Genomic DNA, 24,691 nt, shown 5'->3' with positions numbered 1-24,691 from the left:
ATTGACCGGGGCCCGGCGGCCCCGGCAATGTCGCGGCGATGACCAAGGAAAGCGTCTTCATCGCCGCGCTGCGCGGCCTGGCCACCAATCCCGCCGCGCGCGGGCTTGCCGACGACGCCGCCGTGCTGAACCTCGGCGGCGAGCGGCTGGTCCTCACGCTCGATACGCTGGTCGAAAGCGTCCATTTCCTCCCCGACGATCCCGCCCGGGACGTCGCCTGGAAGCTGGTCGCGGTCAATGCCTCCGATCTTTCCGCAAAAGGCGCCGAGCCGCTCGGCTGCCTCTATTCGCATGCCCTCGGTGAGGAGGCCTGGGACAAGGCCTTCCTCGAGGGACTGGGCGAGGCCTGCCGCCATTTCGCGCTGCCCCTGCTCGGCGGTGACAGCGTGCGCATGCCCCAAGCAAGTGCGCGCAGTTTTTCGCTGACCGCGCTCGGCCTCGGCCCCAGAGACCTAGACGTGCCTTCGCGGACCATGGCGCGGGCCGGCGACGAAGTCTGGGTGAGTGGGACGATCGGCGATTCCGGCGCGGGCCTGTCCCTCAGGCTTGGCACGAGGAACGGCAAAGGTCCCGAGGTCGCGTGGCTCGAGGAGCGCTACCGCCGTCCGATGCCCCAAACCGCGCTCGGCCCAAGGCTCGCCCCCCATGTCCACGCGATGATGGATATCTCCGACGGGCTGCTCGTCGATCTCAAGCGCCTGTCCGAGGCAAGCGCCCTCGGTGCCCACCTCGACCTTGCGCGCGTGCCGCTTTCGCCCGCCTTTCGCGCAATCGCGGGCGAGGACACGGCCGCGCTCATGGAGGCGGTCTGCGCGGGCGACGATTATGGTCTCCTCTTCACTGCCGCTCCCCGCGACGCCGCAGAGATAGAGCGTCTCGCCGAGGAGGCGGGCGCGCTCCTCACGCGGGTCGGTCGCATTACGCCCAGCCCGGGCCTCCACCTCGCGTACGATGGCGAAGCGCTAGCGCTTCCCGAACGACTGGGTTACGAACACTAAGGTTCAGACTTGACCCGCGTCAGTTTGCACCTCCGCTTCCCATGTTAGACATCCTCCTTGCCAGTCTTGCGCCTCAGGCGTAGCCCTTGTCGTATCCGGGTGGAGAAAACCCACCGGAAAAACGATAAAAACAGTGGGAAGGGGACAATCGCGTGAACACACTCACGGTTGCAATAGTCCTGGGACTGATGGCCATTCTCTATGGTTTCATCACCAGCAGGCACGTGCTCGGCGCCGACGCCGGAAATGCCAAGATGCAGGAAATCGCCGCCGCCATCCAGGAGGGGGCACAGGCTTATCTCAAGCGCCAGTACACCACCATTGCCATCGTGGGCGTGGCTGTCGCAGCGATCCTCGCGCTCACCCTCGGCGCCATCTCGGCCACCGGCTTCGTCATCGGTGCGGTGCTTTCGGGCACGGCGGGTTTCATCGGCATGACCATCTCGGTGCGCGCCAACGTACGCACGGCCTCGGCCGCGCAGGACGGACTTCAGGCGGGCCTGACCCTTGCGTTCCGCGCGGGCGCGATCACCGGCCTTCTCGTCGCGGGGCTCGCCCTTCTCGCGATCGCGGTGTTCTATTGGTACCTGACCGGACCCGCCGGACATGGCGTGGGCGGTGAGGACCGCACCGTCATCAACGGCCTCACCGGGCTTGCCTTCGGCGCCTCGCTGATCTCGATCTTCGCGCGTCTGGGCGGCGGCATCTTCACCAAGGCCGCCGACGTCGGCGCGGACCTCGTGGGCAAGGTGGAAGCCGGCATTCCCGAGGACGACCCGCGCAACCCCGCCGTCATCGCCGACAACGTGGGCGACAACGTGGGCGATTGCGCCGGCATGGCCGCCGACCTGTTCGAGACTTATGTCGTGACGGTGGGTGCCACCATGGTCCTGACCGCGCTGCTGCTGGGCGGCATCGGCGAGAAACTGATGCCGATGATGGCTCTCCCGCTCCTGATCGGGGGCGTGTGCATCGTCACCTCGATCATCGGCACCTTCTTCGTCAAGCTGGGCCGCAGCCAGAACATCATGGGTGCGATGTACAAGGGTTTCCTTGTCTCGGCCGTTCTCTCGGTCCCGGCGATCTGGCTGGCGATCTCCTATTCGCTCGGTGGCATGGCGACCGACTTCGACATCGCCGGACGCACCATTCACGCCTACGACCTGTTCTACAGCGCGCTCGTGGGCCTCGCCATTACCGGGCTCATCATCTGGATCACCGAGTACTACACCGGAACCGCGTACCGGCCGGTCAAGTCGATCGCCAAAGCCTCGGTCACCGGGCACGGCACCAACGTGATCCAGGGCCTTGCGATCAGCCTTGAGGCAACCGCCCTGCCCACGCTGCTGATCGTCGCGGGCATCGTCGTCGCCTACCAGATCGCCGGGCTGCTCGGCATTGCCTATGCGGCAACCGCGATGCTGGCGCTCGCCGGCATGGTCGTCGCACTCGACGCTTATGGCCCGGTCACCGACAACGCCGGCGGCATCGCCGAAATGGCCGGACTCGACGACAGCGTGCGCGCAAAGACCGACGCGCTCGATGCCGTGGGCAACACCACCAAGGCGGTCACCAAGGGCTATGCCATCGGCTCGGCGGGCCTCGCCGCACTCGTGCTCTTCGCGGCCTACACCACCGACCTCAAGGAGTTTTTCCCCGGGCTGGATGTCGATTTCAGCCTCGAGAACCCCTACGTCATCGTCGGGCTTTTGCTCGGTGCGCTGCTGCCCTACCTCTTCGGGGCGATGGGCATGACCGCCGTGGGCCGCGCGGCGGGCGACGTGGTGCGCGACGTGCGCGAGCAGTTCAAGGCCAATCCCGGCATCATGACCTACCAGACCAAGCCCGACTACGCGCGCACGGTCGATCTTGTCACCAAGGCCGCTATCAAGGAGATGATCGTCCCCTCGCTGCTGCCGGTGTTGGCCCCGATCGCGGTCTATTTCGTCATCACGCTGGTCGCGGGACGCGAGAACGGCTTCGCCGCGCTCGGTGCGCTGTTGCTCGGCGTCATCGTCGGCGGGCTGTTCGTGGCTCTGTCGATGACATCTGGTGGCGGTGCCTGGGACAACGCCAAGAAGTACATCGAGGACGGCAACTTCGGCGGCAAGGGATCGGAAGCCCACAAGGCCGCGGTCACCGGCGATACGGTGGGCGATCCCTACAAGGACACCGCAGGACCGGCCGTCAACCCGATGATCAAGATCACCAACATCGTCGCGCTCCTGCTCCTGGCGGCGCTCGCGGCAGGCTGATCGCACGCTTTCCGGCTCCGAAGCGTACCAATTCGGAGCCGGAAGGCACGGCCTTGTTGCACTGCGGAAGGTTCTGCGGGTAAAATCGCGGCACGCTCCCTCGACCGCGGGCAAATCGCGGTCTCGACGCTCGGATTGATCGCCTTGGTGCCCTTCGACGACGCCACCACCTTCCTCGAGCCACCGCCCCGCACCGGTGCCCCCGACGCGCGCGGCGCGGCACTACCGGACCGGATCGAAAGCCTCGACTGGCGCGAATTCGAAACACGGCGGGACGAGTGGGACGAGCTCGCGCGCACAGCCAGTGAACCCAATCCCTTCTTCGAAAGCTGGTACCTGCTCCCCTCGCTGCGCCATCTCGAAAAGGGCGCGAGCGTCCGCGTCCTGCGCTTCGAGCAGGACGGGAGGCTTGCCGGGCTGCTGCCGATGGTTGCCAGCGGCCGCTACTACCGCTGGCCGCTGCCGCATCTTGCGAGTTGGCTGCACGAAAACTGCTTTTGCGGTACTCCTCTGGTTCGCGCGGGCGCGGAAGTGGCCTTCTGGCGCGCCGTGCTCGACTGGGCTGACCGCAAGGCAGGTACCGCCTTGTTCCTTCACTTGCGCGAAATGGTGATGGATGGGCCCGTCCACGTCGCACTTCTGGCGGTCGCCCGCTACGAGGGGCGGCAGGTCGAGCAGGTCCATGCCGAGGCCCGCGCGATGCTGGCCTCCGACCTCTCCCCGCAGGCCTATCTCGCGCAGGCCCTTTCCACCAAGAAGCGCAAGGAATTGCGCCGCCAGGCCAATCGCCTTGCCGAAGAAGGCGCCCTGGCTCACCACGTCCAGCGCGGCGACGAGGACCTCGAAACCTGGTGCACGGCCTTCCTCGCGTTGGAAAAGGCGGGTTGGAAAGGCGCGGCGGGTTCGGCGCTCGCCTGCAATGAACGAACCGCCGCGCTGTTTCACGAGGTCCTGCAGGGCGCGGCCGACCACGGCGCGCTTGAGCGGCGCAGCCTCCTTCTCGATGGTCGGCCGATCGCCATGCTCGCCAGCTTGCGCAGCGGCAACGCCGCCTTCTCCTACAAGACCGCGTTCGACGAGGGCTACGCCCGCTTCTCGCCCGGCGTCCTCCTCCAGCAGGAAAATCTCAGCGCGCTCGACGACCCCGAGCTCGCCTGGATCGACAGTTGCGCAAGTGCCCACCACCCGATGATCGACCACCTCTGGCGCGAACGACGTGGCATCGCGCGCCTCTCCGTCGCGTTGGGCGGACCCTTGCGCCGCGCCGCGTTTCGCCGCATCGTGGCCGCCGAAATGAAGCGCAAGCCGAAGATGCCACCGGCATGACCCCGCCCAGCCCCGAAACCAGCGTCCCGCTCGCCTTTACCGAGGAGACCCGCGAGACCTTTGCAGCGGCCTATCCCGAAACCCCGCACGTCTTGCGCCATCGCCTCGGGCGTCATCCGCTGCTCGAACTCGAGGCGCTCGCCGCCCTTGCCGAGCGCCTGCCTCCCGCCTCGCTCGAATGGAACGCCGCCGACCAGCCGATCGGCGTCGACGGCAAGCCCGCCCCCACCGGCATCGCGATCGGCGAGACGATCCGCTCGATCGAGGTCAGCCGCTCCTGGGCCGTCATCAAGAATATCGAACAGGACCCGGCCTACGCCGCGCTAATCGAAGCCTTGCTGGACGAACTGCGCGCCGTCATCGAACCGCGCACGGGCGCGATGATGAAGCTGCAAGGCTTCGTCTTCGTGACCTCGGCGGGCGGCGTCACGCCCTACCACTTCGATCCCGAGCACAATATCCTGATGCAGGTGCGCGGCTCGAAGGTCATGACCCAGTTCCCCGCCGGCGATGCCCGTTTCGCACCCGACACCGTGCACGAGACCTATCATACCGGCGGCGGGCGCGAGCTGCCCTGGGACAACGCCTTGCTCGAACACGGTCGCGAATTCGCGCTGGGTCCCGGCGATGCCGTCTACGTGCCGGTCATGGCGCCGCATTTCGTGCGCAACGGAGCGGAACCCTCGGTCTCGCTCTCGATCACCTGGCGCTCGGACTGGAGCTTTGCCGAGGCCGACGCGCGCGCCTTCAACGGCGTGCTCCGGCGCATCGGCATCACCCCGCGCGCGCCGGGACGCTGGCCCGCACGCAACGCCGGAAAGGCGATGGCCTGGCGGGCCTTGCGCAAGCTGGGCGCGGCGAAGCGCTAGTGCCCCCTCACCCGCTGGGGTGGTAGAAATCGTAGATCGTGCGCGCCACCGTGGCGCTGACGCCAGGCGCCCGCTGCAAATCCTCGAGGCTGGCCGCACGCACTTTGCCCGCCGTCCCGAAATGCAGGAGCAGCGCGCGCTTGCGCGCGGGACCGATGCCCGGGATCTCGTCGAGCGGGCTGGCGGTGATCGCCCGACTGCGCTTGGCACGGTGCGCACCGATGACGTAGCGGTGGACCTCGTCGCGCAGGCGCTGGAGGTAGAACAAGACCGGTGAATTGACCGGCAGCATCTTCTCGCGTCCATCGGGGAAGTGGAACACCTCGCGCCCCTCGCGGCCATGATGCGGCCCCTTGGCGATCGCGATCAGCGTCACGTCTTCGACGCCAAGCTCCTCGAGCGCCTCCTTGACCGCGCTCATCTGCCCCTTGCCGCCGTCGATCAGGACGAGGTCGGGCCAGGTGCCGCTCTCCCGGTCGGGGTCCTCCTCCATCGCACGGCCAAAGCGGCGGGTCATGACCTCGCGCATCATCGCGTAGTCGTCGTTGGTCTGCGCCGACTTGATGTTGAACTTGCGGTACTGGTTGGTGATGTAGCCCTCGGGCCCCGCCACCACCATCGCGCCCAGCGCCTTGGTGCCTTGGATATGCGAGTTGTCGTAGACCTCGATGCGCTGGGGTATTTCGGGCAGTTCGAGGAATTCGGACATCTCGCGCAGAACCCGCGCCTGCGTGCCCCGTTCGGCGAGCCGCCGCTCGAGCGCCTCGACGGCGTTGCGCGTCGCCTGCTCGACGAGGCGGCGGCGCGAGCCACGCTGGGGCACCGAAATCTCCACCTTGTGCCCGGCCACTTCGCGAAAGGCCTCGGAAAGCAGCTCATTCTCGGGAATTTCGCGATCGACGAGGATCACCCGCGCAGGGGGGACTTCCTCGTAGAACTGCGTCAGGAAGCTTTGCAGGACTTCCTCTTCGTTGAGCCCCTCGGTGTGAGTCGGGAAGAAGGCGCGATGCCCCCAGTTCTGCCCGCCGCGGATGAAGAAGGCCTGGATGCCGACCTGCCCGTCCTTGACCGCGAGCGCGAAGATGTCGGCGCTGTCGAGCCCCTCGGCGTTGATTGCCTGGCTGCCCTGGATGAACGTCGCCGCGCGCAGCCGGTCGCGCAGCATCGCCGCGCGTTCGAAGTCGAGATCCTCGGCCGCCTCGGCCATCTGGGCCTCGATCTTGCGCTGCACCGCGTTCGACTTGCCGCCCAGAAAGTCCTTGGCCTCGCGTACCAGTTCGTCGTAGCCCGCCGCGTCGATGCGCCCGACGCAAGGCGCCGAACAGCGCTTGATCTGGTAGAGCAGGCAAGGCCGGTCGCGCCGCGCGAAGAAGCTGTCGGTGCAGCTGCGCAGCAGGAACAGCTTCTGCAGCGCGTTGATCGTTGTGTTGACCGAACCCGCGCTGGCAAACGGGCCATAGTAGTTGCCCTTGGCCTTGCGCGCGCCGCGGTGCTTCATGATCCGCGGATAGTCGTGATCGGCGCGCAAGAGGATGAAGGGGAACGACTTGTCGTCGCGCAGGAGCACGTTGTAGGCGGGGCGGAAGCGCTTGATGAGCTGCGCTTCCAGAAGCAGCGCCTCGGCTTCCGAATTGGTCGTGACGATCGTCATCGAACGGGTCTGGCTGACCATGCGCTGGAGGCGCGAGGGCAACCGTTCCCACTGCGTGTAGTTGGCGACGCGGTTGCGCAGCACGCGCGCCTTGCCGACATAAAGCACCTCGCCGCGCGCATCCTGCATGCGGTAGACGCCCGGACGCGAAGGCAGCGTGCGCACGGTGTCGCGGATCACCTCGACACCCGCCTGCAGGTCGGGCTTGTCGCTCCCGCGCAGGGTCGAGGTGGCCCGATCCTCGTTGAAGCGTTCGGTGCCCTGGGGTGTATCCGGAGTTCCGGCCGGTGTTCGCGACATGCAAGGCTAGATAGGGAGCAGGACCGCGCTTCTCCAGCCCTGCTCCCTCGCCTATCCGCAGCTACGTGGCGCGTCAGAACATCTTGCGAAAATCGATGCCCACCACCCGACCAAGCGGCTCGCGATAGGCACCCTGGTAGGCGATCGGGATCTCGCCCGCGCTGTTGGTGACCTTCTGGCGCGTATCGAAGATCCGGTCAGCGGTCAGCGACAGGCGGCTACCCTTCAGGAAGGGCATCTTCGTGACCAGCGATTCGCGCTGCCCCAGATCGATGAAGAGCCTGAGGTTCGCGACCGTATAGGCCCCGAAGCGCAAGTCCGAACTGCCCGGGGCACCGCTCCCGTTGACGTGGGCGGGGCCATTCCAGGTGGTCTTGAAACGCAAGCCGATGCCGTTCAGAAACAGCCCGCCCTCGGCCTCGATCTCGTGGCGCGGCACGCCGCCGGCGGTAAGCGCGTCGCCCGCGAGCTCGTCCAGCACCGGACTGCCCGGGCCGATCCGCACGTCCTGCGACAAACGGTAGGTGTGGTAGATCGAGACGTTCCAGCGCCCCCCCGAAGGGCCACGGCGACCGCCGAAAGACGGCGCACCACCGCCCGCCGGACGAGCGGAGCGGCCATCTGCCGCTTGCGCGGCCTGCGGAGCCCCCTCGGGCGTTCCGGCACCACCTGCTGCCGTTGCGCACAGGCGCGCGCGCATCGCCTGGACGCGTTCCATGTCGATGCTGCCGTCTTCCTTGCGCAGGCGCGCCTGCATCGGCTCGGGCAACGTGGAGATGTCGGGAACGCCCTCGTCCTTGCACAGCGCGGCGCGGATCGCGGCGAAACGCGCGGGATCGAATGCGGGCGGCGTCGCCCCCTCGGCCGAGCAGATCCGCGCTTTCATCCGATCAAGGCGCGCAGCGTCGACTTTGCCGTCCGCGCCCATGAGCCGCGCGCGCATCCCCTCGGGCAGAGCGGAAAGATCGGGTTCGCCCCCTTCGGCAACGGGCGCGCACAGGGCCTTGCGCATGGCAGCGAAGCGTTCCGGATCGAACATCGCCCCACCCGGCCCCGACGGCGCCGAACCGGCAGGTGCAAGGCCCGGTTCGGCGCCGGCCTGCGGGCCTCGCGGAGCGCCGCCCCGTCCGCTCCCGCGCGATGCTTCGTCCGCGGACGAGGCGCCAAGCCGGCCTCCGAAATTCACGCCCCAGCGAATGCTCGAACTGGTCACCTCGTCGAAAGTCACCGCACGCCGGTCGATCGCCACGAGATTGCCGTAGGCATCGCGCGTCACCCGATCGGGAAAGGCGTCCTCGACCGCCGAGGTCAGCGTCGGGAAGCTCTCGCTCACGTTGTTCGAGCGGTTGTGGAAGTATTCGACGAGAAGGTTCGAACGATCGAGGATCGGCAGCTTCCAGTTCGCCGAGATCTTCCAGTCGCGGCGCTTTTCCTTCTGGAGATCGGGATTGCCGCCACTCGTCGTGGTCACCAGCGCCGTCGTCGAGTTGACGAAGTCGTAGACCGAAACGTTGTACTTGGTGACCAGCGGAGCACCCAGTTGCGCGAGCGTGGGGGCCGCTTCCTCGACGAGATAAGTCGCCTGGAACGTCAGCGCATCGCTGGGCGACCAGCTGAGCCCGGCGGTCCAGTTGGTCAGGGTGCCGAAGTCGGAGAGGTGATTGAGGCCCCCACCCAGGTTGAGCGAGAGGTCGCCGATCGCGTCGAGGAAGTAGCCCGAGCGGCTCGTCAGCGGCAGCGTCAGGTTGGCGCCGCCCGAGACGTCTCCGCGCGACAGCGTGATCGCGCCGAGGTCGCTCGCGGTATCGTCGCTTCGGGTATGCGAATAATCGTAGCCGCCCTTGATCGTGAGATTGGCGGGGCCAGCCGGCAGTTCGAACGGGCTGCCCGCCAGCGTTGCCAGCGAACTGAGCGTAAGCGCCCGGTTGCGGGCGACGTCCACGCCCGCGCCGGGCAGATAGGGCAGGACGCCGTCGATGGCGAAGTCCCCGGCAAGTGCCGCGTCCTGAAGTGCCGACATGTCGCGGTTACGATCGGTGCGCGTCTCGGTGTCGGCATAGCTGCCATCCCCGGTCACGCTGAACTGCCAGGCACCGAACTGGGTGTTGTAACCCAGCCCCGCCGAGAAGGTGTCCGCCGAGACACGCGTCGCCAGCGGATCGTCGTAGGTGCGCGTCGCCGTCGCACCATCGGGCGATTCGAGCACGAACGTGTCGAGCCCCGAGAGCGAATTGGACACCGTCCGGTCGTAGGAGACATTCGCTGTGAGTTGTCCGTCGAGGCCGCCCTCGCCCACCCCTTGCGTCATCGTGCCGTTGACCTCGAATTCCGATTCGCGATCGGCAAGGCTTCGGTAGCGGCGCGGGTCGGGGTCACCCGCGACCGTCGGCATCTCACCGTCCTCGCGCACCACGTTGCGCTCGTCCTCGGTGAGCATCGAGGTTTCGGTCAGCTTGGTGGTGAAGTTGTAGCGACGCGGCCCGGCGATCTTGAAGATGCCGCTCTCCAGTTCGTAGTTGTCGAAACCGCCGCGCGTCGGACGATTGTACTCACCCGAACCGGTCACCGCCGCGAAGCTGTCCTTGAGGATCATGTTGACCACGCGCTTGTCGGCCGGATAGCCGAACTGGAGCGCCACTTCCTCGGGAAGGACCTCCATGCGCTTGATCGCCTCAGGCGGAATGTCGCGCATCTCGCGCCAGCTGGTGATGCGCTTGCCGTTGACGAGGATCACCGGACGCCCGCTGTCGCGGCCGCGTCCGCTGCCCGTCTGGGGCGAGATCGCATCGAGCAGTTCTTCGATCGAGGACGCGCCATAGGCGGCGATGTCCTCTTCCTCGAAGGTCTGGATCGGCGCGTAAGGGGTATCGACCGAGCCCGGCAGCACGCTCTTTCCGGTCACGATGATCTCGTTGCCGGTCAGCGCCGCGGGACCTACCGCAGCCTTGGTATCGTCCCGTTCCTCATCCTCGTCGCTCGCCTGCGTCCCCGTCGCACTCGGGGGAGCGTTTCCGGCCCCCGCAGCCAACGCGGGTGTCGAAACGCTCGTCGCCAGGACAAGCAGATAAGTAAGTCGCAATTGGTTTCCTCCGCCAAGAAGTTGCCCTCTCCCAGCCCACCCTGCTGCCGCGACTTGCTTCCTCGAACAAGCCGTCTTGCCGTATCAGATTGTCGCAAGATCAATGGGCAGGGTGACATGAATATGTCCTGATCCGGGCCCTGGTTCCGAGAAGGCTTCCATTTTGGCCGGTTGATGGCTATGTCGCGCCGCAAACACCCTCCAAAACGATTGGATATTGATCGCCAATGGCGAAAGAAGAACTTCTCGAAATGCGCGGCAGGATTGTCGAGCTCCTTCCCAACGCCATGTTCCGCGTCGAGCTGGAAAACGGCCACGAGATCCTCGGCCACACTGCGGGCAAGATGCGCAAGAACCGCATTCGCGTGCTCGTCGGCGACGAAGTGCTCGTCGAACTGACCCCCTACGACCTCACCAAGGGTCGCATCACGTACCGCTTCATGCCGGGTCGCGGTGGCCCCGGCGGCTACTCGTCCTGATCCGCACCTTCGCATGACCGACGCTGCCAGGGCGGCCCCTTCGCGGCAACTGGTCCTTGCTTCCGCCAGCCCGCGCCGCCGCGAACTCCTCGCGCGGCTCGGGCTGGTCGCCGATGCCATCTCGGCCGCCGACATCGATGAAACCCCGCAGCCCCGCGAAATCCCGCGTGTCTATGCCCAGCGCATGGCCCGCGAAAAAGCGCGTGCGGTCCAGGCAGACAATGCCTTCATTCTTGCGGGTGACACCGTCGTCGCCTGCGGGCGACGCATTCTGCCCAAGGCCGAGGACGAGGCCACCGCGCGCACCTGCCTCGCGCTCCTGTCCGGGCGGCGCCACCGCGTGCTGAGCGCCGTCGCGCTCAAGCATCCCGACGGTTCGCTGCACGAGCGCCTGAGCGAGACGATCGTACGCTTCAAACCCCTGACGGCCGAGGAAATTGACGCCTACATCGCCAGCGGCGACTGGGACGGCAAGGCGGGTGGTTATGCCATCCAGGGCCGAGCCGAAGGCCTGATCGCCTGGATCCAGGGCAGCCATTCGGCCGTCGTCGGCCTTCCCCTCTTCGAAACCCGCGCGCTGCTCAAGGCCGCCGGTTTCCCGCTCGGCTGAACACGCCATGCTCGAATGGCTGATCGAGAACGGCATCGGTGAAACCCGCGCCGTTCTCGTCAACGCGGGCGAAGTGCTCGCCGCCCAGCTGTTCCTCGAAGGCGAGAGGCGCGCCGGCGAAGTAACCGATGCCGTGCTGATCTCGCGCCAGAGCGGCGCCCGGCGCGGCACCGTGCGCCTGCCCTCGGGCGAGGAAGCTCTCATCGACGGTCTGGCCCCAAGCGCGAGCGAGGGCGCGGCCCTTCGCGTGGTCGTCACCCGCAGCGCGATCCAGGAGGGTGGCCGCACCAAGCGCGCCCAGGCCCGCCCCACCGATCGCCCCCTCGCGCCGGCACCTTCACCCGAAGACATCCTGCGCGCCGACGGCTTCAACCTGCGCCACCTTGCGCAATTTCCCGAGGACCCCTGGCCCGAGATCGTCTCGGAGGCGCTCGAGGGGCATGTCGCCTTCCAGGGCGGTGCCTTGCTGGTCAGCCCCACGCCCGCGATGACGCTCATCGACGTCGACGGGACCCTGCCCCCCGCCGCCCTTGCGCGCGCGGCGATCCCCGCGATCGCCGGGGCGATCGGCCGATTCGCACTCAATGGTTCGATCGGCATCGATTTCCCAACGATCGAACGCAAGGACGAGCGCCGCGCCGTCGACACCGCACTGGCCGAAGCGCTCGACCATTGGCCCCACCAGGCGACCGCGATGAACGGCTTCGGCTTCGTTCAGCTCGTCGCGCGCTGCGAGGGGCCCTCGCTCCTCCACCGCGTGCGTGGCGATCGGGTCGGCTCGGCCGCACGGCTTCTCTTACGCCGTGCCGAGCAGGTTCGCGAACCGGGCGTGCTCCTGCTGCGCGCGCATCCGGCCGTGATCAAGGTGGTGACGCCGCAATGGGAAGCCGAACTCGCCCGGCGGACTGGACGCACGCTACGCTGGGAGCCGGATGCAGGCCTTGCCCTCTGCGCGGGATTCGCGCAGGCCCTGTCGGCATGACGAATCCCCCTTCCTCGAACACGCGGCGCAAGTGTCCGATCTGCGGCAAACCGCGCCAGGCCGACCATTCACCCTTCTGTTCCAAGCGCTGCCGCGACCGCGACCTGCTGCAATGGCTGGACGACGGCTACGCCATCCCGGGCCCTCCGGACCTTTCGGCGATGGAAAGCGACGGGTTTTCAAACAATCCACAGGATGATTGAAAATTACTCGTCATTTTAGGGTTGCAAAGGTCCGCGCGCTTCGCCATAGGCCCGCAACCAGCTGATCAGCGGCAACTTACGAAGCCGGATCAAGCCCTCGCCCGGGTAGCTCAGTTGGTAGAGCATGCGACTGAAAATCGCAGTGTCGGTGGTTCGAATCCGCCCCCGGGCACCACTTCCCCAAGCGCGGAAGACCTCTTCCTCCCCCTCAGGAAGCCAGCAAAAAAACTGCACACCGATCGCTATCGAAGGCAACGATTCGATATAGTGATCAGGACGCCGCAAGGTGTTCCCGTGGCAAACCTTTCCAGAGCCATGGCCATGGCCTTGGAATGCCGCTAGCGTGCCCGAAATCCCCCCTCCGCTCCGGTCGGCGTGCCCGCCTGCTGGAGAAGGCGTCGTAATTTGTCGCATTCCACGCTCGAAGCCTTGCGTTGGATGCAATTTCTTAGAATACGGCGCTTTCCTTTGCGACAAGGTTATCCGCGTGACCCTCTCCCTGCTTCCCCGTCTTGCCCAGCCCTATAGCTCGGCCATTGCCGCAATCACCCTGGTGACGCTTCCCCTCGCTGCCTGCAGCGACAAGGCCTCGATGGCGGGCAAGGGCGGCAAGGAGACGACGGTGGGCTACATTGTCGCCCAGCCAAGCTCGGTCCCGGTGCCCGTCACGCTCTCGGCGCGCACGGTGGCCTTCCAGACCTCGGAAGTGCGCCCCCAGGTCGCGGGCGTCATCAAGAAGATCTATTTCACGCCGGGAACGACCGTCCGCGCCGGCGAGCCCCTGTTCCAGATCGACCCCAGCCTCTACCGCGCGGCGGTCAACGAGGCCTCGGCCAACCTCGCGAGTGCAAAGGCCTCCGCCGCTGCCGCACAGGCCAAGGCCGATCGCTATAAGCCGCTGGCCGACATGGAGGCGGTCGCCAAGCAGGACTATACCGACGCGCTGGCCGACGCGCGCGTCGCCAAGGCCGCGATCGCCCAGAACGCCGCAACGCTCGACACCGCACGCATCAACTTGCGCTTCGCGACCGTTCCCGCCCCGATCTCGGGGACGATCGGGCGCAACCTTTCGACCGTCGGCGCGCTCGTCAGCGCCAGCCAGACCGATGCGCTCGCGGTGATCCAGCGCACCGACCCGATGTACGTCGACATGCAGCAGTCCGCGTCCGAACTCATGGCCTTGCGCCGCCAGCTGCGCACCGGCGGGGTCGAGCCCGGCAGCGCCGAAGTCCGCCTCAAGCTCGACGACGGCAGCGAATATCCGCTGCCCGGCACGGTCAAGTTCTCCGAAGTCACCGTCGACCAGGACACCGGTACGGTCACCTTGCGCGCGCAGTTCCCCAATCCCGACGGCGTGCTGCTGCCCGGCATGTTCGTCAGCGCCGTATTCAACCAGGCCAATTCGCCAGGCGCCTTCCTCGTCCCCCAGGGCGCCATCCAGCGCGACTTCGACGGCTCGGCCTACATCATGGTCGTAGGCAGCGACGGCAAGGTCGCGCGCCGCAACGTCGAGGCGAACCGGACGCTCAAGGCCAATTCAGTGGTCACCAACGGCCTCAAGGCCGGAGACAAGATCATCGTCCAGGGCCTAAACGGCCTGCGCCAGGGCACGGCCGTGAAGGCGGTCCCTGCCGAAACACCGCAGAAGGTCGAAAAGCCCTCGGCTGCGAAGCAGGGCGGCTGAGCAGGACATGTCACGCATCTTCATCGACCGGCCCATCTTCGCGTGGGTCCTTGCCATCGTCGTCATGCTCGCCGGCCTCGGCGCGCTCATGTTCCTGCCCAACGAGCAGTATCCCGACATTGCACCCACGCAGGTCAACATCAGCGCGACCTACACAGGCGCCTCGGCCGAGACGATCGAGAACAGCGTCACCCAGGTCATCGAGCAGAACCTGACCGGAATCGACGGTCTGCTCTACTTCAGCTCGCAGTCCACCAACAGCGGGCGTGCCACGATCAGCGCGATCTTCGCCAAGGGCACCGATCCCGACATCGCGCAGGTCCAGGTCCAGAACAAGGTCCAGTCCGCGCTTTCGCGCCTGCCCCAGACGGTGCAGACCCAGGGCGTCAAGGTCACCAAGTCGAACCCCGACCAGCTGATGGTCATCGCGGTCTTCGACGAAACCGACAGCCGCTCGAACCAGGATGTCTCGGACTACCTCTCGTCCAACATCCAGGACCCGCTCTCGCGCATCGAGGGCGTGGGCGAAGTCGACGTGTTCGGCGCGCCGCACGCGATCCGCGTCTGGCTCGACCCGGCAAAGCTCGCCGCGGTCAAGCTGATGCCCAGCGACGTGACCTCGGCCATCACCGCGCAGAACACCGAAGTTGCCGCCGGTTCGATCGGCGGCCTTCCCGCACCCGACGACCAGTCCCTGACCGCGACCGTCACCGCCGGTTCGCGCCTGCAGACGCCCGAACAGTTCCGCGAGATCGTGCTCAAGACCAACACCGACGGGTCGACCGTCACCGTGGGTGACGTCGCGCGCGTCGAAATGGGCGCCGAAAGCTACAACATCGTCACCCGCTTCAACGGGCACCCCGGCGCTGGCATCGCGATCTCGCTCTCGCCCGGCGCCGACGCGCTTGCCACGGCCGAGCGGGTCAAGGCCAAGATGGACCAGCTCGCCCCGAACATTCCCGATGGGGTGACCTTCTTCTACGGCCGCGACAGCACCGAATTCATCAAGCTCTCGGTCGAGGAAGTCGAGAAGGCACTGTTCGAGGCGATCGGCCTCGTCGTCATCGTGATGTTCGTGTTCCTGCAAAGCTGGCGCGCGACGCTGATCCCGGCCATCGCCGTCCCGGTCGTGCTGCTCGGCACTTTCGGCATCCTTTATGTCATGGATTTCTCGCTCAACACGATGACCCTGTTCGGGCTCGTGCTGGCGATCGGCCTGCTCGTCGACGACGCCATTGTCGTGGTTGAGAACGTCGAGCGCCTGCTCGAGGAAAATCCGGGCATGAGCGCGCGCGACGCAACCATCGAATCGATGAAGGAAATCCAGGTCGCGCTGATCGCGATCGGCCTGGTGCTCTCGGCGGTGTTCATGCCGATGGCCTTCTTCGGCGGCTCGACCGGCGTGATCTACCGCCAGTTCTCGCTCACCATCGTGGCCGCGATGGGGCTCTCCGTCCTCGTCGCGCTGGTCTTGAGCCCGGCGCTGTGCGCAACACTCCTCAAGGGCAAGTCGCGCGCGCCCGATCGCAAGCGCACGTTCATCGAGCGCCGCCTTCCCGTCGTCGCGCGCGGCTGGGAAAAGTTCCACACCTCCTTCAACAGCGGCTTCGAGCGCCTCAGCAACGCCTATGCCCGCAAGGTCGAGACGGTCGTCGAACACAAGTGGCGCTGGCTGGGCCTGTTCCTTCTGGCCTGCGTCGCAACCTACGCGCTGTTCGTGCGCCTGCCCACCGGCTTCCTTCCCAACGAGGACCAGGGCGACGTGATGGTCCAGTGGCGCCTGCCTGCGGGCACGCCCCGCTCGGAGACCGAAAAGGTCCAGCGCGAGGTGGAGAAGTACTTCCTCACGCAGGAAAAGGAAAACGTCGACGGCATCTTCACGATCTCGGGCGGCGGTCCGGGTGGGTCCGGCCAGAACTCGGGTTCCAGCTTCGTGCGTCTCACCAACTGGGACATGCGCACCCGCTCCGACCAGTCCGCGAACGCCATCGTGCAACGCGCCAACAAGGCTTTCAGCGCCTTGCGCAACGCACAGGTCTTCGTGCTCGTCCCGGGCGCCATTCGCGGCCTTGGCCAGTCATCGGGTTTCACGATGGAACTGCAGAATCAGTCCGGCCTCTCGCGTGAGCAATTCGAGGAGGCACGCGACACGCTGCTCGCAGCGGCGACGACCAACGACCAGCTCTCGAGCGTGCGCCTGTCCGACCTTCCCGACGTCTCGACGCTCAAGGTCGACACCAACACCCGCGCCCTCACCGCCTTCGGGCTGACACCCGCCAACGTCAATTCCACGCTGGCGACCGCCTGGGGCGGCACGTACGTCAACGACTTCATCGACAAGGGCCGCGTCAAGCGCGTCTACGTGCAGGGCGAGGCCACGGCCCGCTCGCGCCCCGAAGACCTCTACAAGTGGTTCGTGCGCGGCTCCGACAGCCAGATGGTGCCCTTCTCCGCCTTCGCGCACACCAGCTGGTCGACCGCACCCAGCTCGACCTCGCGCTTCAACGGCCTGATGGCTTACGAATTCTCGGGCAGCGCGGCCTCGGGCGTCAGCTCGGGCACCGCGATGAACGTGATGGAGGCGCTCGCCAGCCAGATCCCCGGCGTGGGCGTGGCCTGGGCCGGATCGTCCTACCAGGAACGCCTCTCCTCGGGGCAGGCGCCCTTGCTCTACGCGTTGTCTCTGCTGGTGGTGTTCCTGTGCCTTGCCGCGCTCTATGAAAGCTGGTCGATCCCGATCGCGGTGATCATGATCATCCCGCTCGGCCTCCTCGGCGCGATCCTCGCCGTCACGCTGCGCGGCCTCGAGAACGACGTCTACCTCCAGATCGGCCTGCTCACCACGATGGGCCTCGCCGCCAAGAACGCGATCCTCATGATCGAGTTCGCCGAGCAGGCGGAGAAGCAGGGCATGCGCGTGATCGAGGCAGCTATCGAAGCCGCCCGCATCCGCTTGCGCCCGATCCTGATGACCAGCTTCGCGTTCATCTTCGGCGTGCTTCCGCTCGCCACCGCCACGGGCGCTGGCGCCAACAGCCGCATCGCCATCGGCACCGCGGTGATCGGCGGCATGCTGACCGCGACGATGCTCGCCATCTTCTTCATTCCGCTCTTCTTCGTGATCGTGCGCCGCAGCGTGCGCGATGGTCTGGCCAAGGCGCGCACCTACCTCCAGGAGCGCCGCGTCCGCAACGAAGGCAACCGCTCGGGAGACGCCGCATGAACCGCCTCGCGAGCCTGAAGCGCAGCACCGGCCTCGCCTGTGCCCTGGCGCTGGGTGCCTGTTCGATGGCTCCCAAGTACGTCCAGCCCGAAAGCCCGGTGCCCGCCTCCTGGCCGCGCGGCGACGCTTATCTCGCGCACAGCGAGGCCGGACTTCCGGTGGTGTCCTACAAGGACATCTTCCAGGATCCGCGCCTGCAGAGTTTGATCGAGAGCGCGCTGGTCAACAACCGCGACGTGCGCGTCGCGGCGGCGAACATCGTGGCCGCGCGTGCGCAAGTGCGCGTCACCCGCGCCGACCAGTTCCCGACGGTCGGCACTTCGGGTTCGGCGACCGACAGCGAGACCGGCGGCGGCTTCGGCCTCAACGGCTGGTCCTATTCGCTGACGGGCGGCATCTCGAGCTTCGAGCTCGACCTGTTCGGCAAGCTCGCGAACGCGACCGCCGCGCAACGCGCCACCGCGCTTTCCACCGAAGCGGCGGCGCGCACCGTGCGCCTTGGCCTCGTGGCCGACATTGCGCAAGCCTGGGCCAATTACGCGGCGGACAGCGAACTTCTGCGCATTGCGCAGGAAACGGCAAGCAATGCGCAAGATAGCGTGCGCCTGTCCGAAGCACGTCTCAAGGGCGGCGTCGCGGCCCGCACCGAGCTGCGCCAGGCCCAGCAGGTGCTCGAGACCGCAAAGAGCGACCTGGCCTCGCAGACGACCGCGCTTGCGCAGGACGTCAACGCGCTTCGCCTGCTCGTCGGCGCCGAGATCGATCCTGCGCTGCTGCCCACCAGCATCGCCCGCGTGAACGAGAGCCTGGGTGAAGTGCCGGCCGGCACCGACACCCGCGTCCTGCTGCATCGCCCGGACGTGCTCGAAGCCGAGTATGACCTGCGGGCCGCCAACGCCGACATCGGCGTCGCGCGCGCGCAGCTTTTCCCGACGATCTCGCTGACCGCGCTCCTGGGCTTTGCCAGCACCTCGCTCTCGGACCTCTTCAAGAGCGCCTCGGAAACGACCACGCTGGGCGGCGATGCCGACTGGACGATCTTCAACGCAGGCGGAAAGAAGGCCAATGTCGAAGTCGCCAAGGCGCAGCGCGACGCGGCGCTCGCGACCTACGAAAAGGCCATCCAGACCGCCTTCAGCGAGGTAGCCGACGCGCTTGCCGACCAGGGCACGATTGCCGAACGGCTGCGCTCCGCGCGGGCCTATACCGAGGTCACGCAGGACAACGCGAACCTGATCGAGGCCACCTACAAGCGCGGAATTGCCAGTTCGCTCGACAATCTCGACGCCCAGCGCAGCCTCTACACCGCCCGCCAGAGCGAGATCGCCACGCGCCTGGCGCTCGCCTCCAACCGCATCACGCTCTACCGCGTGCTCGGCGGGGACCAGGCGAGCCAGCCCCGCCCCGACGCGCCCAACACCCCGTAGAGCCGCACCCCTCGATCCGTGCGGCACGCGCGGCGGTTACAAAACGTCAAGCCGGGGCTACCCGCTTGACGCCTCGCGCGCCAAGGTCGAAGGCCTGTGCAAGCCGATCAGTCCCTGCCAGCGCTCTTGTGCTTGCTGACCGGGAGAGGCAATCAGGCGTTTGCGAGCACCGAAGCAGCCCCACGCGCCGGGGCCCGGCGAACGGAGGCCGCGCGCGACATTGGACAAGGATAGTTGCTTGAAGACGGACGCAATGTGCCAGAGCACCTGCAAGACGATGAAATCGCTCTTCTTCAAGGGCGATACCATCCAACGTCAGATCTCCATTCGGTTGACGGTTCTGGCCCGCCTCCTGCGCAACAACTTCGACCGCAAGGTCTCCGCTCTCAACGGCAGCCTCTCGCAATGGACGATGATCGGCATCGCCGCGCGCTATCCCGGTGCGACGCAACGCACGCTGGCGGAACACCTGGGCATTTCGGAAGCCTCGGCCGGGCGGCTGATCGACAAGCTGTGCACCGAGGGCCTGCTTGAACGCGCCGACCGCGAGGACGACCGCCGTGCGCGCGCGGTGCACGTCACCGATGCCGCGCGCCCACTCCTCGAAACGATCGGCCAGATCGCGACCGAGAGCGAGGAAAAGATCTTCAAGGGCTTCAGCCATGAGGAGCTCGAGCAGATGCGCGACTTCCTCGACCGCATCTATGCAAACGCCGGCAAGGGCTGACCTCGCCGGCGTCTATGTTTGGCGTCGCGACGCAAGGTCGCGGCTCAGAGGAAGGCCTTGACCTTCTCGAGCACCATCTCGGCGTGCTCCTTACGGCAGATCAGCAGGTCCGGCATATAGACGTCCTGCTGGTTGTAGACGAGCGGGCTGCCGTCGATGCGCGAGGCGTGAAGGCCCCAGCCCAGCGCCACGGCCGCCGGTGCGCAACTATCCCATTCGTACTGGCCGCCCGAGTGCAGGTAGATGTCCGCCTCGCCGCGCAGGATGGCCATGGCTTTCGCCCCGGCCGAGCCCATCGGCACCAGTTCGCCGCCGATCGCCTCGCACACGCCCGTCGCCTCCTTGGCCGGACGGGTGCGACTGACCACCATGCGCAGCTTTTCCGGCGCGGGCGGGATTTCGCCCGGCTGGTCCGAGCGCAGCACCTCACCCGCCCCAGGCAGCGCCACCGCCCCCAGCACCGGCGCGCCGTTCACCGCCATGCCGACATGGACCGCCCAGTCCGCGCGCGCCTCGCCATATTCGCGGGTGCCGTCAACCGGATCGACGATCCACACCCGCTCCTTGGAAAGGCGCTCGGCGTTGTCCTTCTCCTCTTCGGAGAGCAGACCGTCCTCGGCGCGCTGCTGGCGCAGCGCGTGGACGAGGAACTGGTTCGCGGTCTGGTCGCCGGCCTTGCCCAGCGACTTGCCCTCGAACATGCCCGACTCGCGCACTTCGAGCAGGATCTTGCCCGCCACGTGCGCGAGGTGAGCGGCGAGATCGCCGTCCGCCATCGTCATCAAACGTCTCCCAGCAGCGTGTCGACGATCAGGTCAGCCGCTTCCTCAGGCGAAAGCCGCGTGGTGTCGATCCGGATCTCGGGACTGCGTGGCGCTTCGTAGGGGCTGTCGATACCCGTGAAGTTCTTGAGTTCGCCGGCACGCGCCTTCTTGTAGAGGCCCTTGACGTCCCGCGCCTCGGCCACCTTGAGCGGGGTGTCGATGAAGACCTCCAAGAACTCGCCTTCGGGCAGCATCGAGCGCACCAGTTCGCGGTCGGCCTGGAAGGGCGAGATGAACGCGGTGATCACGATGAGGCCGGCATCGGTCATCAGCTTGGAGACTTCGCCCACGCGGCGGATGTTCTCGATGCGATCCGCCTCGGTGAAGCCAAGATCCTTGTTGAGGCCATGGCGCACGTTGTCGCCATCGAGCAGGAAGGTGTGCCGGTTCATCCGGTGCAGCTTCTTCTCGACCATGTTGGCGATCGTCGACTTGCCCGAACCCGAGAGCCCTGTGAACCACAGCACGGCCGGCTTCTGGTTCTTGAGACCGGCGTGCTGAGAGCGGGTGATGTCGACCGCCTGCCAATGCACGTTCTGCGAACGGCGCAGCGAGAAATTGATCATGCCCGCCGCCACCGTGGCGTTGGTCATCTTGTCGATCAGGATGAACCCGCCAAGCTGCCGATTCTCGGCATAGGGTTCGAAGACGATCTGCTTGTCGGTGGTCAGCTCGGCCACGCCAATCGAGTTCAGTTCCAGCGTCTTGGCCGCCAGTTCGTCCATCGTGTTGACGTTGATCTCGTACTTGGGCTCGGCAACCGAGGCCGAGACCATCTGCGTGCCGATCTTCATCCAGTAGGCGCGGCCGGGCACCATCGCCTCGTCGGCCATCCACACGAACGTCGCCTCGAACTGGTCGGCGGTCTGCGGCGGCGCATCGGCGATGGAGATCACCGACCCGCGCGAACAGTCGATCTCGTCCGCGAAGCAGACCGTGACCGACTGGCCAGCGACCGCTTCTTCCAGATCGCCGTCGAAGGTCACGATCTTGCTGACCGTGCTGGTCTTGCCCGAGGGCAGGACGCGGATCTTGTCACCCGGTTTGACCACGCCCGTCGCGATCTGGCCCGAGAAGCCACGGAAGTCGAGGTTGGGACGGTTGACCCACTGCACCTGCATGCGGAAGGGCTTGTCGGCATCGTCCGAGGTCATGACCTCGACGGTTTCGAGGTGCTCGATGAGCGGCACGCCCGCGTACTTGGGCGCGGTGTACCAGGGCATGTTGGGCGAGAGCGAGGTGATGTTGTCGCCCTTGAAGCCCGAAATCGGCATCGCGGTGAAGCTCTCGATCCCGATCGAGCCCGCAAACTCGGTGTAGTCGGCGAGGATCTTGTCGAAGACCTCCTGGCTGTAGTCGACGAGGTCCATCTTGTTGACCGCGAGGACGATGTTCTTCACGCCCAAGAGCTTGCAGATGTAGCTGTGGCGGCGCGTCTGGACGAGCACGCCCTTGCGCGCGTCGATCAGGATGACCGCGAGGTCCGAGGTCGAGGCGCCAGTCACCATGTTGCGCGTGTACTGCTCGTGGCCCGGGCAGTCGGCGACAATGAACTTGCGCTTCTCGGTGTTGAAGAAGCGGTAGGCGACGTCGATGGTGATGCCCTGCTCGCGCTCGGCCGCAAGGCCATCGACGAGAAGCGCGAAGTCGATCTCCTGGCCTTGCGTGCCCACCTTCTTGGAATCGTTTGCCAGCGCGTCGAGCTGGTCCTCGAAGATCATCTTCGAATCGTAGAGCAGGCGACCGATCAGGGTCGACTTGCCGTCGTCCACGCTGCCGCAGGTGATGAAGCGCAGCATGGTCTTGTGCTCATGCTGGTCGAGGTAGCTGTCGATGTCCTCGGCGATCAGCTTGTCGACGACGTAGTTGGCTTCGGTGTTTTCGATCGTCGCCATCAGAAGTACCCCTGCTGCTTCTTGACTTCCATGCCGGCACCGCCGGCGTCCTTGTCGATCACGCGGCCCTGACGCTCGCTGGTGGTGGTGAGGAGCGTCTCCTGGATGACGTCGGTCAGCGTCGCCGCCTTGCTCTCCACCGCACCGGTCAGCGGGAAGCAGCCGAGCGTGCGGAAGCGGATCGACTTCTCGGTGATCTCGGGCATGTAGCCCAGCACCTTCTCGAGACGCTCGGGATCATCGGCCATGAACAGGCCCCCTTCCCACTCGAAAGTCGGGCGCTTTTCGGCAAAGTAGAGCGGCACGATGGGAATGTTCTCGAGGCGGATGTACTGCCACACGTCGAGCTCGGTCCAGTTCGAGATCGGGAAGACGCGGATCGATTCGCCGCGCGCCTTCTTGGCGTTGTAGAGGTTCCACAGCTCGGGGCGCTGGTTCTTGGGATCCCAGCCATGCGAGGAAGTGCGGAACGAGAAGATGCGCTCCTTGGCGCGGCTCTTCTCCTCGTCGCGGCGGGCACCGCCGAAGGCGGCGTCGAAACCGTACTTGTCGAGCGCCTGCTTCAAGCCTTCGGTCTTCCACATGTCGGTGTGGAGCGAGCCGTGGTCGAAGGGGTTGATGCCCTTTTCCTTGGCTTCGGGGTTGTTGTAGACGAGCAGTTCCATGCCCGACATCTCGGCCATCTTGTCGCGCAGCTCGTACATCGCCTTGAACTTCCAGGTCGTGTCGACGTGGAGCAGCGGGAACGGCGGCGGCGAGGGGTAGAAAGCCTTGCGCGCGAGGTGCAGCATGACCGCGCTGTCCTTGCCGACCGAATAGAGCATGACGGGCTTTTCGGCCTCGGCGGCCACTTCGCGAATGATCTGGATGCTTTCGGCTTCCAGTCGCTCAAGATGCGTAAGTTTCTTCATCGAACTCCCTCTTCGCGCGCCGGCGCGTCGGTCGGTTTCCCGCGTCTCCAAACGGAACACGGGTGAAACTACAGGGATGACAGGGACGCGAACCTCCCATATGGGAGGGTATGGCCCTCACCAGCATCGACGAAACGGACCTGATCCTTCCGCTCCTGAGCGGAATGCGTGAAAATCCGCCATTTTCGTCGTTTCTTGAACGGGTTCGCCGCCGCACCGAGGCACGCTGCGTCGCCCTGCTGGTCCGCCGGGGCGAGGCGAGCCAGGGCGAAATGACGCTGTTCAGCGCCGGCGATCCACTCGCCTACGCGCAATTGCAAGGCAAGATGACCACCCTCTTCGCTCTCGAGCGCGCCGACTACGACAGCTTGCGCCCGGGACGCGTCTACGCAATCGGCGAAATGGTCGACCATGATCCGGTGCTGCGCGCCGAAAGGCGCCGCCAGATGAGCGAGCTGGGCCTTGCCGACGAACGCATCGTGCGCGTGCTTGCCGAGCCGCGCCTCAACGTCTGGCTGGTCCTTGCCCGCACCAGCGCCTGCCGCGCCAGCGACAGCGCCCTGCTCTCCACCCTGGCGCCCTATGTCGCCGAGGCGATGCGCTCGGCCAGCGAACTGGAGCTGGAGCGACGCAACGCCCGGATCAGCGCCACGGGCCTTGCCCGCTCGGGCAATGGCTGGATGGCATTCGACCGCGACGCGCGGCTCATCGCCTGCGCACCGGAAACGGCGGCATGGTGGTCCCAGCACAAGGATCACGTCCCGCGCGCCGGCGAGCGCCTGCTGGGCCTGTCTCGCACGGGTGAGAAAGCCCTGTCGTCCGCGATCCAATCGTTCGACCATGACCCGGCTCAGCAGGGTGTGCCGTGCCTGCTGAGCGAGACGCCACGTATCGAGGCGCTGCTCGTTCCCCTGTCGCCGCCGCCATCCACGTCCGACGGTGCCCAGGACGATCACACGGCCGGCCTTTCCGGCGAATTCCTGGCGCTGTTCACGCTGCCGCGCGACTTGTCACAGCAAGCTGCCGAAAGGCTGCGCGCGGTGCACGAACTGCCCCGGCGCGAAGCGGAATTGGCGCTGAAACTCGCGCAAGGCCTGACAATCGCCGAAGCCGCGCGGGCGATGGGCCTCACCGTCGAGACCGCGCGCAACTATTCCAAGCGCATTTACGCCAAGCTGGGCGTGCGCGGTAAGGCTGAACTGGTCCGGCTCGTGCTCGAGGGAACGGCGGGCATGGCCTGAGCCACCC

18 protein-coding genes and 1 tRNA gene are annotated in these 24,691 nt (G+C 66.4%); 14 read left to right on the top strand and 5 right to left on the bottom strand.

The window, feature by feature from the left end; all coding sequences use genetic code 11:
* Nucleotides 1-38: 38 nt before the first annotated feature.
* The 4 genes from thiL to HT136_RS14610 all read left to right on the top strand — a co-directional run bounded on the left by thiL (nt 39) and on the right by HT136_RS14610 (nt 5,448).
* Nucleotides 39-998 (top strand): thiamine-phosphate kinase, encoded by a 960-nt coding sequence (gene thiL, locus HT136_RS14625; RefSeq protein WP_214200538.1) that lies wholly within the window; start codon nt 39-41, stop codon nt 996-998.
* A gap of 188 nt (nt 999-1,186) precedes the next feature.
* On the top strand, nt 1,187-3,253 hold the full coding sequence (locus HT136_RS14620) for a sodium-translocating pyrophosphatase (protein WP_246543750.1): 2,067 nt from the start codon (nt 1,187-1,189) through the stop codon (nt 3,251-3,253).
* A gap of 147 nt (nt 3,254-3,400) precedes the next feature.
* Entirely contained in the window at nt 3,401-4,579 is a 1,179-nt protein-coding gene (locus HT136_RS14615; RefSeq protein ID WP_214200536.1) for a GNAT family N-acetyltransferase, read from the top strand.
* Nucleotides 4,576-5,448, top strand: a complete 873-nt coding sequence (locus HT136_RS14610; protein ID WP_214200535.1) for a JmjC domain-containing protein — start codon at nt 4,576-4,578, stop codon at nt 5,446-5,448. Before HT136_RS14615 ends, HT136_RS14610 begins: the two co-directional genes overlap by 4 nt.
* Before the next feature lie 7 nt (nt 5,449-5,455).
* On the opposite strand, the gene uvrC is transcribed toward HT136_RS14610, so the two are convergent.
* Nucleotides 5,456-7,399, bottom strand: coding sequence for an excinuclease ABC subunit UvrC (gene uvrC, locus HT136_RS14605; RefSeq protein WP_214200534.1), 1,944 nt, complete (start codon nt 7,397-7,399; stop codon nt 5,456-5,458).
* A 73-nt stretch (nt 7,400-7,472) separates the two neighbouring features.
* Nucleotides 7,473-10,478, bottom strand: coding sequence for a hypothetical protein (locus tag HT136_RS14600; RefSeq protein WP_214200533.1), 3,006 nt, complete (start codon nt 10,476-10,478; stop codon nt 7,473-7,475).
* Nucleotides 10,479-10,705: 227 nt separating this feature from the next.
* On the opposite strand from HT136_RS14600, the gene infA reads away from it, so the two are divergent.
* The 9 genes from infA to HT136_RS14555 all read left to right on the top strand — a co-directional run bounded on the left by infA (nt 10,706) and on the right by HT136_RS14555 (nt 19,813).
* The gene (gene infA, locus HT136_RS14595; protein ID WP_039392992.1) at nt 10,706-10,957 is read left to right on the top strand and encodes a translation initiation factor IF-1; all 252 of its coding nucleotides are present in this window, start codon (nt 10,706-10,708) and stop codon (nt 10,955-10,957) included.
* A 13-nt stretch (nt 10,958-10,970) separates the two neighbouring features.
* A complete protein-coding gene (locus HT136_RS14590) occupies nt 10,971-11,567 on the top strand; it encodes a Maf family protein (protein WP_214200532.1) in 597 nt (198 codons plus the stop codon).
* Nucleotides 11,568-11,574: 7 nt separating this feature from the next.
* A complete protein-coding gene (locus HT136_RS14585) occupies nt 11,575-12,549 on the top strand; it encodes a ribonuclease (RefSeq protein ID WP_214200531.1) in 975 nt (324 codons plus the stop codon).
* Complete coding sequence (gene yacG, locus HT136_RS14580; RefSeq protein WP_214200530.1) at nt 12,546-12,752, top strand: DNA gyrase inhibitor YacG; 207 nt, start codon at nt 12,546-12,548, stop codon at nt 12,750-12,752. The genes HT136_RS14585 and yacG overlap by 4 nt, the downstream gene beginning before the upstream one ends.
* Before the next feature lie 99 nt (nt 12,753-12,851).
* Nucleotides 12,852-12,927, top strand: a tRNA-Phe gene (locus tag HT136_RS14575).
* A 312-nt stretch (nt 12,928-13,239) separates the two neighbouring features.
* Complete coding sequence (locus HT136_RS14570) at nt 13,240-14,436, top strand: efflux RND transporter periplasmic adaptor subunit (protein ID WP_485020546.1); 1,197 nt, start codon at nt 13,240-13,242, stop codon at nt 14,434-14,436.
* 7 nt (nt 14,437-14,443) lie between these two features.
* Nucleotides 14,444-17,659, top strand: coding sequence for an efflux RND transporter permease subunit (locus HT136_RS14565; protein WP_214200529.1), 3,216 nt, complete (start codon nt 14,444-14,446; stop codon nt 17,657-17,659).
* A complete protein-coding gene (locus tag HT136_RS14560; protein ID WP_214200528.1) occupies nt 17,656-19,086 on the top strand; it encodes an efflux transporter outer membrane subunit in 1,431 nt (476 codons plus the stop codon). Before HT136_RS14565 ends, HT136_RS14560 begins: the two co-directional genes overlap by 4 nt.
* 238 nt (nt 19,087-19,324) lie before the next feature.
* Nucleotides 19,325-19,813 carry a MarR family winged helix-turn-helix transcriptional regulator gene (locus HT136_RS14555; RefSeq protein ID WP_246543735.1) on the top strand — a complete coding sequence of 163 codons (489 nt, stop codon included), beginning with the start codon at nt 19,325-19,327 and terminating at the stop codon, nt 19,811-19,813.
* 44 nt (nt 19,814-19,857) lie between these two features.
* Here HT136_RS14555 and HT136_RS14550 read toward each other — a convergent pair whose 3' ends face one another.
* From HT136_RS14550 to cysD, 3 genes are read right to left on the bottom strand one after another with little or no spacing between them, the layout of a single operon-like run.
* Nucleotides 19,858-20,595 (bottom strand): 3'(2'),5'-bisphosphate nucleotidase CysQ, encoded by a 738-nt coding sequence (locus HT136_RS14550; protein WP_214200527.1) that lies wholly within the window; start codon nt 20,593-20,595, stop codon nt 19,858-19,860.
* A complete protein-coding gene (cysN, locus tag HT136_RS14545) occupies nt 20,595-22,532 on the bottom strand; it encodes a sulfate adenylyltransferase subunit CysN (protein ID WP_214200526.1) in 1,938 nt (645 codons plus the stop codon). The genes HT136_RS14550 and cysN overlap by 1 nt, the downstream gene beginning before the upstream one ends.
* On the bottom strand, nt 22,532-23,494 hold the full coding sequence (gene cysD / locus HT136_RS14540) for a sulfate adenylyltransferase subunit CysD (protein WP_281423433.1): 963 nt from the start codon (nt 23,492-23,494) through the stop codon (nt 22,532-22,534). The genes cysN and cysD overlap by 1 nt, the downstream gene beginning before the upstream one ends.
* 59 nt (nt 23,495-23,553) lie before the next feature.
* Here cysD and HT136_RS14535 point away from each other — a divergent pair, with 59 nt between their 5' ends.
* Nucleotides 23,554-24,684 carry a helix-turn-helix transcriptional regulator gene (locus HT136_RS14535; protein WP_214200524.1) on the top strand — a complete coding sequence of 377 codons (1,131 nt, stop codon included), beginning with the start codon at nt 23,554-23,556 and terminating at the stop codon, nt 24,682-24,684.
* Nucleotides 24,685-24,691: the final 7 nt, after the last annotated feature.

The organism is Novosphingobium profundi, from assembly GCF_018491765.1.
Classification (GTDB): domain Bacteria; phylum Pseudomonadota; class Alphaproteobacteria; order Sphingomonadales; family Sphingomonadaceae; genus Novosphingobium; species Novosphingobium profundi.
The sequence above is the reverse complement of the archived record's forward strand: the minus strand, read 5'-3'. Positions and strand labels throughout refer to the sequence as shown.